The sequence below is a fragment of the Pseudoalteromonas sp. SG44-8 genome (assembly GCF_014164125.1).
Taxonomy (GTDB): domain Bacteria; phylum Pseudomonadota; class Gammaproteobacteria; order Enterobacterales; family Alteromonadaceae; genus Pseudoalteromonas; species Pseudoalteromonas rhizosphaerae.
In genome coordinates this window covers 19,664-32,152 of record NZ_JACJEQ010000040.1, presented here as the reverse complement: position 1 = coordinate 32,152, position 12,489 = coordinate 19,664, and the positions used below count along the sequence as shown (strand labels likewise).

Below are 12,489 nucleotides of genomic sequence, written 5' to 3'. Positions count from 1 at the left end.
AAATAAAGCGCTAACTGCGTTATAATTTTTTCAAGTAGAACAACTACATGTCAAAATTTACGCCTTGTTATCACTGTATTTATCTGTCGCTATAAATGGTCAGTAACTTAACACGATTGGTATTAACCTTCGACATGCATTCACTGCCATTTTCTAATCTTGAAAACTAGTGCCCTTTATAGTTAAAAGCCAAACTACAGCGCAGCATACCGACTTTTTTGTGTATGATAGAAATTTAACTAGTTTCAAGATACTAATGTCGCAACGTTTTTATAAAATCAATAATGAGAGAAATAATGTCTAATATAAATTTGCCACAGCATTCTATTGTCGATGACTTTATTGCATCGGTTTGTCATGAGCATGTGGAAATTTTATATAAAGACGATGATATTTTATTGATCAATAAACCCAGTGGCTTACTGAGTTTATCTGGTAAAAATCCGGCCAATTGGGATTCTGTGCATTATCGTTTAGTGAATGGGCAGCCAGGTCTGACTGCCGCATTTCCGACAGCTAAATTGCCGCATCGATTAGACTATGGTACTTCAGGTATTATGATTGTAGGCCTTAACCCTGAATCAACTAAGCTCCTTAATAAGCAGTTTCAATCAGGGACAATAAAAAAACACTATATAGCCATGTTGGATGGCTGGTTATTAAATGACGTAGGTCAAATAAACGCTGCAATAGTCAAAGATAAGTTACTCTTTCCATTAGTTAAAATTTGTAATGTGACGGGTAAGTCTGCCGTCAGTGACTATTTAGTATTACAGCGCTTAACATCACCGCCGCGTACTTTAGTGCAATTTACCCCTGTGACGGGGCGTACACATCAATTACGTATACACAGTCACAGCATTGGGCACCCAATTATTGGCTGTGATCTGTATAAAAACCAACATAGCCAACAACTGGCTGAGCGCTTACAATTACATGCCAGCGATCTGTTTTTTGTACACCCTCGAAGCTCCAAGCAAACGCACCTACATTGCCCACAGCCATTTTGATTGTAAGAAAAAACAACTTAACTTCCGTGTTTATCTTGCTATGGCTTACTTTTTTGCTCTTTTGACTTGAAGTTAACAAACCGCGCCCCATATTAAGTGCATAACGCAGACACTTTGCAAATTGGAGATATATAAATGACTGCAGCACAAAAAGAAACATTAGGCTTTCAAACAGAAGTTAAACAACTATTAAACTTAATGATTCACTCACTTTATTCTAATAAAGAAATTTTCTTACGTGAGCTTGTGTCAAATGCCTCAGACGCAGCTGATAAATTACGCTTTTTAGCACTTTCAAACGGTGAACTATACCAAGGTGACGCAGACTTACGTGTACGTATCAGTGCCGATAAAGAAAAAAATACCGTAACTATTTCTGATAACGGTATTGGTATGACTCGTGATGAAGTGATCAGCTCGTTAGGGACTATTGCTAAATCAGGCACTGCTGAGTTTTTCAAAAACTTAACTGGCGACCAAAGCAAAGATTCGCAACTAATTGGTCAGTTCGGTGTTGGTTTTTACTCTGCATTTATAGTTGCAGACTTAGTGACTGTTCGTACTCGCAAAGCCGGTGAAGAAAAAGGCGTTGAATGGCAATCACAAGGTGAGGGCGAATACACGCTAGAAGAAATTGAAAAAGCAGGCCGTGGTACTGAAATTACTTTACATCTTCGTGAAGATGAAAAAGAGTTTGCTGATGAATGGCGCCTACGTAGTATTGTAACTAAGTACTCGGATCATATTTCAACACCAGTACAAATGTACAAAGCCGAAGTGCCTGAGTCAGAAGGTGAAGATGGCGAGAAAATTCCAGCCGTACCTGGTGAGTGGGAAAGCATTAACCGCGCCACAGCAATGTGGACGCGTGATAAATCAGAGCTATCTGATGAAGAATATAAAGAATTTTATAAGCATGTAAGCCATGATTGGGAAGATCCACTGAGCTGGGCTCACAACAAAGTTGAAGGTAAAACTGAATACACAAGCTTACTGTATATTCCTAAAAAAGCACCATTTGATTTATGGAATCGTGACCGTCAAAGTGGCTTAAAGCTATATGTACAACGTGTATTTGTAATGGATGATGCTGAGCAATTTATGCCTAGCTACTTACGCTTTGTAAAAGGTTTACTTGATTCAAACGATTTACCGTTAAACGTATCACGTGAAATTTTACAAGATAACAAAGTAACGCAAGCAATCCGCAAAGGTTGTACGTCACGTACCTTAAAACTGCTTGAGCGTATGGCGAAAAATAAAGCCGACGATTACCAAGTATTTTGGAATGAATTTGGTCAAGTGATCAAAGAAGGTCCAGCAGAAGATGCAGCGAATAAAGAAGCGATTGCTAAGTTACTGCGTTTCTCATCAACACATACTGATGAAGAAGCACAAAACGTTTCATTAGAGCAATACGTTGAGCGTATGAATGAAGGCCAAGACGCGATTTACTACGTTGTTGCGGATTCATTCACTGCGGCGAAAAGCTCTCCACATCTAGAGATCTTCCGTAAGAAAGGTATCGAAGTACTGTTGATGAGTGACCGTGTTGATGAGTGGATGATGAGCCACTTAACCGAGTTTGCTGAAAAACCATTTAAGTCAATTACCCGTGGTGACCTAGACTTAGGTAGCTTAGATGATGAAGAGACCAAAAAAGCGCAAGAAGAGTCTGAAAAAGAAGTTGCAGGCTTAGTTGAGCGCATCAAAACAGCACTTGGCGATAATGTTAAAGATGTACGCTTTACGCATCGTTTAACTGACTCACCAGCCTGTGTGGTCGCTGATGACAACGACATGAGCTCACAAATGCAAAAGCTAATGGAATCAGTAGGTCAAGCTGCTCCAGAAGCAAAACCAATTTTTGAGCTTAACCCTGAGCATCAACTTGTTAAGCATTTAAATGTTGAACAAGACGAAGACAAATTTGCACAGTGGTCACATGTACTGCTTGATCAAGCCTTGCTTGCAGAGCGCGGTACATTAAAAGATCCAGCAGGTTTTGTGACTCGCTTAAATAAATTAATGTTAGATTTGAGTAAGTAATTGCTCAAAAACTAACATTTTAATAAAAAGGGAACTTCGGTTCCCTTTTTTTATGATCTCAACGTAGTCAATTGGTATAAGTTGCTTGAGTATCTGCGGCGCTTATGGAAGAATTCAAGCTTTATAATAAATCATACTGATATGCTTTTTGTAAAATCAGTATCAAACGAGGACAATGATATGCGCATTATTCTTTTGGGCGCGCCGGGTGCAGGTAAAGGCACTCAAGCTCAGTTTTTGATGGATAAGTACGGTATTCCACAAATTTCAACTGGTGATATGTTACGTGCTGCAATTAAAGAAGGCACACCACTGGGTCTTGAAGCGAAAAAAGTAATGGATGCAGGTCAGTTAATTTCTGATGACATCATCATAGGTCTTGTTAAAGAGCGTATTACTAAAGCTGATTGTGAAAAAGGTTTTTTACTAGATGGTTTCCCACGTACCATCCCACAAGCTGATGCAATGAAAGAAAATGGCGTAGTTGTTGATCACGTTATTGAGTTTGATGTGGCTGATGAAATTATTGTTGACCGCATGGGAGGACGTCGCGTTCACCCAGGTTCCGGCCGTGTTTATCACGTAGTTTACAATCCGCCAAAAGTGGAAGGTAAAGACGACGTTACAGGTGAAGATCTGATCATCCGTGCTGATGACACAGAAGAAACAGTACGTAAACGTTTAGGTATTTACCATGAGCAAACAATGCCATTGGTTGATTATTACCAAGCGGAAGCGCAAGCGGGCAATACGCAATATCATAAACTAGATGGTACCCAAGCTGTTGAAGCTGTTAATCAGCAACTTGCTGAATTATTGGGTTGATAATTCAATCAATAAAAAACCGCCGATTGGCGGTTTTTTTATCATTGTAATGTACTCGAGCGCAATAAATTACAATGCGTTTAAAGCACTTATAACTGGGTCATACTTTGGCTCTGTTGATAAATCAGCTACTAACTGCTTGTAAACAACTTTATGACTTGCATCTAATACAAATACGGCTCGTGTAAGCAGACCCATATCTTTAATGATCAGACCATAGTTTTGACCAAAGTCACGCCATACTGAATCAGATAAAGCAGTAATTTTATCTATGTTCTCGGCTTTGCAAAAACGTTTTTGTGCAAACGGTAAATCAGCACTAATGGTGAGCATGGCTATATTTGGAAATTGCGATGCAACCTTTTCGTTAAAATGCTTGGTTTGAATGCTACAAACACCAGTATCCAGACTTGGAACAACGCTTATTAAAACGGCTTTACCTTGGTAATCGGCTAAAGTAATTGGCGTGAATGAGCCATCAACCACTTTAAAGTCTGGTGCTTTATCGCCTAGTTTTACACCTTGTCCTAATAAAGTGATTGGCTTAGATTGTGCTGATACTTTTCCCGCATCAAGCGTGTTTTCGGTCATATCGGCGGCAAAAGCCATTGAACAAAAGGCACTTAAAGCAAAAGTGAGTGATCGGAGCATAAGGTATTTCCTTTAGAGTTAACGCAATTAGGCTGAGTGTATTATAATCATCCATGGACACCAAGAGTTTAATGCAATTTAAAATTGTAATGTATGGTTACATTGATTAACATAAAGCAGTAATAAATGTTTACATTTTTACTAATAAAAATAAAAGCAATCAGAGAGAGACTATGTCAACATCGGTACTAATTTGTGATGATTCTAAGCTTGCGCGCCGTCAGTTAGCTCGTTCGTTGCCCGATGATTGGGATATTAAAGTTGAGTTTGCTGAAGATGGCGTGCATTGTATTAAGCAAATTAAAGCGTTAAACCCGGAAATCTTATTTCTCGATTTAAATATGCCGCAAATGGATGGCTACGAAGTACTGCAAGCGATTCAAGAGCAAAACTTGGATATATTAACCGTTGTTGTCTCTGGCGATATTCAGCCCAATGCGCATCAACGGGTAATCGAACTTGGCGCGATAGACTTTATCCAAAAACCATGTGATGCCCAAAAGCTTGCCGATATTATCGAACACCATGGAATTAAAGATAAAGCAATGCGTGAGCGGCTCTCACACCGCTTAGGTGAGCAAGTTGACCCAGATGTCAGAGACATATACCAAGAGCTGACTAACGTGGCAATGGGGCAGGCTGGAGACTTATTAGCACGGCTATTAAATGTATTTGTTGAATTGCCTATTCCTAATGTCAATATTCTCGAAGTTAATGAACTTGATATGGCACTGCGATCAATTGATGCCAATGCAACAACGTCAGGCGTGTGCCAAGGTTTTATTGGTGGTGGTGTATCCGGTGAGGCATTGTTACTTCTAAATGATTCTAGCTTTAAAGAAATTGCGTCCTTGATGAATTATGAAGGGGAGCTCACTAACAAAATTGAGCTGGAGTTATTAATGGATATTAGTAATATCCTGATTGGTGCAATCTTAACGGGATTATCTCGCCAATTAGATATGACTTTTAGCCAAGGACATCCGGTGGTGTTAGGCCAACATTGTGATGTATCTGATTTAGTTAAAGCAAACAAATCACGCTGGCAACGTACTCTGGCAATAGAAATTAGCTATGGTATTGAGAACCACAATATTAACTGTGACTTGATGCTATTATTTACCGAAGACTCACTAAAAACTTTGAAATACAAAGTTGCTTACCTATTAGAAGACTAACATTATGCCTGCTGCTGATTTTAATATGAATGAAATCCATTGGTTAATGGATATGTTTAATACCGTAGATGTTGGTTTAGTGGTGTTAGATAGGGACTATAAAGTGTGTATTTGGAATGGTTTTATGGAAAACCATTCAGGTATGTTACCCAGCGCTGTAAAAGATAAAGACTTGTTTGATTTATTTCCATCAATTGATGAAAAGTGGTTTCGTAGTAAGTCAGAATCAGTGTTTATTTTGAAAAACCGTTCATTCACTATTTGGGAACAGCAGCCATATATTTTCCGCTTTAAAAATTACCGTCCAATCACGGGTAAAGCAGACCATATGTTTCAAAACGCTACGTTTATTCCTCTATCAAATACGATGGGAGAAGTTGGCCATATTTGTATCATTCTTTATGATGTAACTGATATGGCAGTGAATAAAAAAGAACTTGAAGAAGTAAATCGTAAACTTGAACAAGTGAGTCAAACGGACGCACTAACAAAATTGACTAATCGAGGTCATTGGGAAGATACCCTACGAAAAGAATTTCTTAGGATCAAACGCAGTGGTGGCACAAGTACTTTATTGATGTTTGATATCGATCACTTTAAAAAAGTAAATGATGAACATGGGCACCGTTGTGGCGATGAAGCACTGCGTAACATTGCTGATTTACTGCGTAAAACATTACGTGAAACAGACATCGCAGGTCGTTATGGCGGCGAAGAATTTGCAGTAACGTTATTAGACACGGATCACAAAGGTGCTGAGATATTTGCTGAGCGTTTGCGTAGTTTAATTGAAAACTCATCCATTTACTTTGACGAACAGCAAATTAAAGTGACTGTTAGTGTTGGTTTTGCCTGTTTTCAAGATGAATTCGAACGTTATGAAAAATGGATTGAAGCGGCTGATAAGGCACTTTACTTTTCAAAAGAAAATGGCAGAAATTGTATTACTGCATATAAAGATTTGAGTTAACCTTGATGAGTATAAATACCCTCGCGACACAATAGCAAAAGTTTAAATTAAGTTGCTTTGAATAGGCATAAAAAATGACGCAAAATGCGTCATTTTTTATGCTATCGCCAGCAGGTATCTAGCATTCAGGTGGCAAAATAAGCAAGTCTGTTTTTAGTAACCGCATAACTTTTTCAGCGGTATTGCCAATTAACTTACCTTTTATACCTATGTTGCCTACTGAGCCCATGATCACGAGACCGGCACTAAGCTTAGCTGCAATACTTGGGATCACTTGCTCGGCTAGGCCCGCTTTTATATGAAGGTTATTTTTTATATCGTGCTCAATAATTAAATTACGTTGAATGACAGGTAGTTTGTCAAAAGCATTCAGTACTTGTTCGTCTGAAAATACAATGCCTAAGTCTCTTAAAATTGGGGATACATGAACGGTATAACAAGTATAAAACTGACAGTCATAATGCTTAGAATAAGCTAAACCAGTTTCAATTATATCTTTGTTTAGTTTGTATTTAGTGGCTTTTTCGCTACCTAAATCAAGCGCAGCTAACACATTGGTGTTATTGCGCCAGGTATTATCCGCAGCTAAATAAAGTGGTAGTGGGGTAAAGCGGATCAACTGCCAGTCAAGTTCACTAAATTGACAATGCTCGTCAATATGCCGCGTTTTTATCACCATCTCATAATTTTCAAAGTCACTCTCATTGGCTAACCATTGCTCAGGTGCCTCATGCCAAATAATATTTAATGAATAATCTGATTCTGACAATTCGCTTTCAAGTAGTGGTACTAATTCTTTTTTGAGAGTAGCCAACCTTGTTTCTTGAATTACTTGCAATTGTTCAGCTGGCGGCGAGAACAAAATATTACCAGCACTTTCATAGGCAAAGGCGACAATATCAATATGTTTTTGCTTACCAATTGCTTTGTGTTTCGCGTGCAAAATAGCAGTACGTGCAAATTCTACTGAATCAATTAGTACGAGAAGCTTTTTATCCATTCTATTCACTCTGTTGTATGGCGTGAATCATCTGATGGACATTGCCCGAGTATATTCAATTCGCCAGAGGTTGACTCTTGTTCCAGTTTTACCTTAAAGCCCCATAGTCTGTAAAGGTGTTTTAATACCTCATGGTGAGACTTTGCCAGTGGAATATCCTGATGTGGCACGTAGCGCAAGGTTAAAGAGCGATCACCTCTAATATCAACATCATAGATCTGAATGTTGGGTTCGTGATTACTGAGGTTATATTGTGCTGAGAGCGCAGTCCGTACCGCGTGATAGCCGCTTTCATCGTGGATCGCACCAACTTGTAGATTCGGATCTTTTTCATGATCGATAATAGTGAATAATTTAAAGTCACGAATAAGTTTGGGTGATAAAAATTGGCTAATAAAACTTTCGTCTTTAAAGTTTTCCATTGCAAAGTGCAGCGTATCTAACCAGTTGCTCCCGGCATATTCTGGAAACCACTGTTTATCTTCTTCGGTAGGGTTTTCACAAATACGGCGGATATCCACCATCATATTAAAACCCAGCGCATAAGGGTTAATACCCGAATAATAATTACTATTGTAAGGGGGCTGATACACAACATTAGTATGACTTTGTAAAAACTCTAACATGAATGAGTCAGTGAGTTTCCCTTCATCATATAAGTGATTCAAAATAGTATAATGCCAAAACGTTGCCCAGCCTTCATTCATTACTTGGGTTTGCTTTTGAGGATAAAAATATTGTGAGATTTTACGCACAATACGAATTATTTCTCGTTGCCAAGATTCCAGTAATGGCGCATTTTTTTCTATAAAATACAAAATATTTTCTTGTGGCTCTGAAGGAAAATGACGCTCGTGTTTTTTAGTTTCCTGTTGATGTGAAGGTATTGTGCGCCAAAGTTCGTTCACTTGTGATTGTAAGTAATCTTCGCGCTCTTGTTGGCGTTTTTGTTCTTCAAATAAAGATATTTGCTGTGGGCGTTTATAACGATCAACACCGTAATTCATAAGTGCATGGCATGAATCGATTAGGTTTTCGACTTCATCAATGCCATGTTTTTCTTCGCAACGAGCAATATAATTTTTTGCAAATAATAGGTAGTCAATAATAGAGCTGGCATCAGTCCATGTTTTAAATAAATAATTACCTTTAAAAAACGAGTTGTGCCCGTAGCAAGCGTGCGCCATCACTAAAGCCTGCATTGGAAGGGTATTTTCTTCCATTAAATAAGCAATACAAGGATTCGAGTTTATGACAATTTCATAAGCCAATCCCATTTGTCCGCGTTTGTAGTTTTGCTCAGTTTGAATAAATTTTTTACCATAAGACCAGTGACTATAGCCAATAGGCATACCAACACTGGAATAGGCATCCATCATTTGTTCTGCGGTGATCACTTCAATCTGATTAGGATAAGTATCGAGGCGATAATGTTCAGCAACCCGCGCAATTTCGTCTTGGTATTGTTGTAGTAATTCAAATGTCCAATCTGGCCCATCACTCATTCGTTTATTGGTCATATAAATACCTCGCTGTACAGCCTAGGCTGCCCCTTGGTGTTGACGACTCTTCTTGAATAACTCACGGAAAATAGGGTAAATATCTTCAACATTGCGTATATGTTGAATAGCAAAGTTATTATGAGTTTGACAAATATTTTGATACTCACGCCATAGGCTCTGATGGGCGCGGGTAGTGATCTCAATATAAGCGTAATAGCGAATGGTACTGAGCAACTTGTTGCGTAAGATCTCTGAGCATTGGGGAGAGTCATCTGCCCAATTGTCGCCATCAGAGGCTTGTGCTGCATACACATTCCATTCGCCAGCGTTATAACGCTCGGTAATTATCTCATTCATTAACTTCAGTGCGCTGGAGACAATTGTGCCGCCAGTTTCTTGGGAATAGAAAAACTCCTGTTCGTCGACCTCTTTGGCTTGGGTATGATGGCGAATATACACCACTTCAATGTCTTTATAACTGCGGGTCAAAAATTGATAAAGCAAAATATAAAAACGTTTTGCCATATCTTTGGTTGCTTGATCCATCGAGCCCGACACATCCATAATACAAAACATCACCGCTTTACTAGTTGGATGAGGCTGTTTTTCATAGTTACGAAAGCGCAAATCGTAATTATCAATAAAGGGCACTGCACTGATGCGTTTTTGTAATGCGGCGATTTCTTGCTCCATTAATGCAATAGCAGCTATATCAGGTTCAGGCTCAGCCATTAATAGGCAAAGCTGTGCTTCAAGCTCTGCTAATTGACGCTTTTTACCCGCGCTCATCGCAACACGCCTTGCAAGTGAGCCCTGAAGTGAACGCACAATATCAATATTACTCGGCATACCATCACTACAAAAACCAGCACGATGAGTTTTCATTTGCACGAGTTTGTCTAACTGGTTTTGCTGTAAATTTGGCAGTTCTAAGTCTTCAAACAGTAAGTCTAGATACTCATCTTTAGAAATCGAGAAGACAAAGTCATCTTCTCCTTCACCAGAGTCACTCGCTTCACCTTCGCCGGCTCCACCACCTTGGCCACCTTGCGGGCGTTTAATTTTATCACCGGTTGAGAACTGATCGTTACCAGGATGAATTTGTTCTCTATCGCCCCCTTTACCTTGATGGAAAGTAGGTTCACTTATATCCCGTTGCGGAATTGAAATACTCTCACCGCTACTGGAGTCAGTGACACTGCGTTTATTTATTGCATCTGACACCGCTTCTTTGATCTGTTTTTTATAGCGCCTGATAAAGCGTTGACGATTTAACGTGCTCTTATTCTTACCGTTCAGGCGACGGTCTATAAAATGCGCCATAAAGACCCCCTAAAAATACACAGCTGCGTGTTATTGCGATTTACGCACGCGTAAATACCACTCTGATAACAAACGAACTTGCTTTTGGGTATATCCTTTTTCCACCATACGATTGACAAAATCTTCATGTTTTTTCTGATCTTCTGCGGATGTTTTCGCATTGAAGGAAATAACGGGTAATAGTTCTTCAGTATTGGAGAACATTTTTTTCTCAATCACAGTGCGCAGTTTTTCATAGCTGGTCCACAATGGATTTTTACCATTGTTGTGCGCCCGTGCACGCAATACAAAATTAACGATTTCGTTACGGAAATCTTTTGGATTTGAAATGCCTGCTGGTTTTTCAATTTTTTCAAGTTCGGCATTTAATGCTTCGCGGTTGAATAGCTGGCCGGTATCAGGGTCGCGATACTCTTGGTCTTGGATCCAAAAATCAGCATAAGTGACATAGCGGTCAAAAATGTTTTGCCCGTACTCAGAGTAAGACTCTAAATAAGCTGTTTGCAGTTCTTTACCAATAAACTCAACATACTGCGGGATTAAATAGCCTTTCAAGTGGCTTAAGTAGCGTTCTTCAACGTCGGCAGAGAATTGCTCTCGTTCAATTTGTTGCTCTAATACATAAAATAAATGCACTGGGTTTGCCGCTACCTCAAGTGTGTCAAAGTTAAACACGCGCGATAAAATTTTAAATGCAAACCGAGTTGATAGTCCGGTCATGCCTTCATCTACACCGGCATAATCTCGATACTCTTGATACGATTTAGCTTTAGGATCGGTGTCTTTCAAGCTTTCGCCGTCATATACCCGCATTTTTGAGTAGATACTAGAGTTTTCTGGATCTTTTAACCGTGATAGCGTGGTAAATTTTGCCAATGTTTCCAGTGTGCCTGGCGCGCAAGGAGCATTATATAATTCACTATGTTCCAATAGCTTGTCGTAGATTTTTACCTCTTCAGATGCACGTAAACAATACGGCACTTTGACGATGTAAACACGGTCTAAAAAGGCTTCATTGTTCTTGTTGTTTTTAAAGGTCTGCCATTCTGATTCGTTTGAATGAGCCAAAATCATGCCATTAAAGGGCAGTGCACTAATACCTTCGGTGCCATTATAATTTCCCTCTTGCGTGGCTGTTAAAAGCGGATGCAATACTTTGATTGGCGCTTTAAACATCTCAACAAATTCCATTAAACCTTGATTTGCAAGACATAATGAACCGGAATAAGCATAAGCATCAGCATCGTTTTGAGCAAAATGTTCTAGTTTGCGAATATCAACTTTACCGACTAAAGCGGAAATATCTTGGTTGTTTTCATCCCCAGGTTCAGTTTTTGCAATAGCAATTTGATTTAAAATAGAGGGGTAGCGTTTTACCACTTTAAACTGGCTAATATCACCATTAAATTCAGATAAGCGCTTAGTGGCCCATGGTGACATAATAGTTTTTAAGTAACGGGGCTTAATCCCGTATTCTTTTGCCATCAGCTCAGCATCTTCATTAGGATCAAAAAGCGCCAACGGGTGGTCATTGACCGGTGAGCCTTTAATTGAGTAAATAGGCACTTGTTGCATTAAATATTTTAGCTTTTCGGCAATCGATGATTTACCACCGCCAACAGGTCCAAGTAGATAAAGCACTTGTTTACATTCTTCAAGGCCTTGCGCGGCATGTTTTAGGTAAGAAACGATTTGTTCAATCGCATCCTCCATACCGTAAAAATCATTAAAGGCAGGGTAACGTGCTACTACTCTGTTTGAAAATAATCGACTTAACCGTGCATCCTTTGAAGTATCGATCATTTTTGGCTCACCAATGGCCGCTAATAATCGCTCTGGTGCGCTGGCATAAGCCGATTTATCAGTTTTACAAATCTCTAAGAACTCAGCGATACTATACTCTTCTTCTTGTGCCGCCTCGTATCGTGCTTGGTAATGCTCAAAAATACTCATGGAAACCTCCGAAAAACCTGCTTAAACT

The 12,489-nt window shown here is 39.3% G+C and carries 10 protein-coding genes; 5 read left to right on the top strand and 5 right to left on the bottom strand.

Annotated features, from left to right (window positions below; genetic code table 11):
• Window positions 1-296 precede the first annotated feature (296 nt).
• From H5163_RS19590 to adk, 3 genes are all read left to right on the top strand, one after another.
• Window positions 297-1,010, top strand: coding sequence for an RluA family pseudouridine synthase (locus H5163_RS19590; protein WP_145242687.1), 714 nt, complete (start codon window positions 297-299; stop codon window positions 1,008-1,010).
• A 135-nt stretch (window positions 1,011-1,145) separates the two neighbouring features.
• Window positions 1,146-3,059, top strand: a complete 1,914-nt coding sequence (htpG, locus tag H5163_RS19585; protein WP_182731943.1) for a molecular chaperone HtpG — start codon at window positions 1,146-1,148, stop codon at window positions 3,057-3,059.
• A gap of 180 nt (window positions 3,060-3,239) precedes the next feature.
• The gene (adk, locus tag H5163_RS19580; RefSeq protein WP_064665952.1) at window positions 3,240-3,884 is read left to right on the top strand and encodes an adenylate kinase; all 645 of its coding nucleotides are present in this window, start codon (window positions 3,240-3,242) and stop codon (window positions 3,882-3,884) included.
• 69 nt (window positions 3,885-3,953) lie between these two features.
• Here adk and tpx read toward each other — a convergent pair whose 3' ends face one another.
• The gene (gene tpx / locus H5163_RS19575; RefSeq protein WP_145242161.1) at window positions 3,954-4,535 is read right to left on the bottom strand and encodes a thiol peroxidase; all 582 of its coding nucleotides are present in this window, start codon (window positions 4,533-4,535) and stop codon (window positions 3,954-3,956) included.
• A gap of 173 nt (window positions 4,536-4,708) precedes the next feature.
• Here tpx and H5163_RS19570 point away from each other — a divergent pair, with 173 nt between their 5' ends.
• Window positions 4,709-5,713, top strand: coding sequence for a response regulator (locus H5163_RS19570; protein ID WP_145242159.1), 1,005 nt, complete (start codon window positions 4,709-4,711; stop codon window positions 5,711-5,713).
• Window positions 5,714-5,717: 4 nt separating this feature from the next.
• Window positions 5,718-6,683, top strand: coding sequence for a diguanylate cyclase (locus tag H5163_RS19565; protein ID WP_182731944.1), 966 nt, complete (start codon window positions 5,718-5,720; stop codon window positions 6,681-6,683).
• 118 nt (window positions 6,684-6,801) lie between these two features.
• On the opposite strand, the gene H5163_RS19560 is transcribed toward H5163_RS19565, so the two are convergent.
• From H5163_RS19560 to H5163_RS19545, 4 genes are read right to left on the bottom strand one after another with little or no spacing between them, the layout of a single operon-like run.
• The gene (locus H5163_RS19560; protein ID WP_145242155.1) at window positions 6,802-7,683 is read right to left on the bottom strand and encodes a universal stress protein; all 882 of its coding nucleotides are present in this window, start codon (window positions 7,681-7,683) and stop codon (window positions 6,802-6,804) included.
• Window positions 7,684-7,688: 5 nt separating this feature from the next.
• Window positions 7,689-9,203: a SpoVR family protein gene (locus tag H5163_RS19555; RefSeq protein WP_145242153.1), complete on the bottom strand. Its 1,515-nt coding sequence runs from the start codon at window positions 9,201-9,203 to the stop codon at window positions 7,689-7,691.
• A gap of 21 nt (window positions 9,204-9,224) precedes the next feature.
• Window positions 9,225-10,508, bottom strand: coding sequence for a YeaH/YhbH family protein (locus tag H5163_RS19550; RefSeq protein WP_145242150.1), 1,284 nt, complete (start codon window positions 10,506-10,508; stop codon window positions 9,225-9,227).
• Between the two features lie 30 nt (window positions 10,509-10,538).
• Complete coding sequence (locus H5163_RS19545; RefSeq protein WP_149982777.1) at window positions 10,539-12,461, bottom strand: PrkA family serine protein kinase; 1,923 nt, start codon at window positions 12,459-12,461, stop codon at window positions 10,539-10,541.
• Window positions 12,462-12,489 lie beyond the last annotated feature (28 nt).

What these genes read in the sequence shown, in the direction of transcription:
- H5163_RS19590 (WP_145242687.1), top strand. Translation starts at nt 297, where the DNA reads ATGTCTAATATAAATTTGCCACAGCATTCTATTGTCGATGACTTTATT.
- htpG (WP_182731943.1), top strand. Translation starts at nt 1,146, where the DNA reads ATGACTGCAGCACAAAAAGAAACATTAGGCTTTCAAACAGAAGTTAAA.
- adk (WP_064665952.1), top strand. Translation starts at nt 3,240, where the DNA reads ATGCGCATTATTCTTTTGGGCGCGCCGGGTGCAGGTAAAGGCACTCAA.
- tpx (WP_145242161.1), bottom strand. Translation starts at nt 4,535, where the DNA reads ATGCTCCGATCACTCACTTTTGCTTTAAGTGCCTTTTGTTCAATGGCT.
- H5163_RS19570 (WP_145242159.1), top strand. Translation starts at nt 4,709, where the DNA reads ATGTCAACATCGGTACTAATTTGTGATGATTCTAAGCTTGCGCGCCGT.
- H5163_RS19565 (WP_182731944.1), top strand. Translation starts at nt 5,718, where the DNA reads ATGCCTGCTGCTGATTTTAATATGAATGAAATCCATTGGTTAATGGAT.
- H5163_RS19560 (WP_145242155.1), bottom strand. Translation starts at nt 7,683, where the DNA reads ATGGATAAAAAGCTTCTCGTACTAATTGATTCAGTAGAATTTGCACGT.
- H5163_RS19555 (WP_145242153.1), bottom strand. Translation starts at nt 9,203, where the DNA reads ATGACCAATAAACGAATGAGTGATGGGCCAGATTGGACATTTGAATTA.
- H5163_RS19550 (WP_145242150.1), bottom strand. Translation starts at nt 10,508, where the DNA reads ATGGCGCATTTTATAGACCGTCGCCTGAACGGTAAGAATAAGAGCACG.
- H5163_RS19545 (WP_149982777.1), bottom strand. Translation starts at nt 12,461, where the DNA reads ATGAGTATTTTTGAGCATTACCAAGCACGATACGAGGCGGCACAAGAA.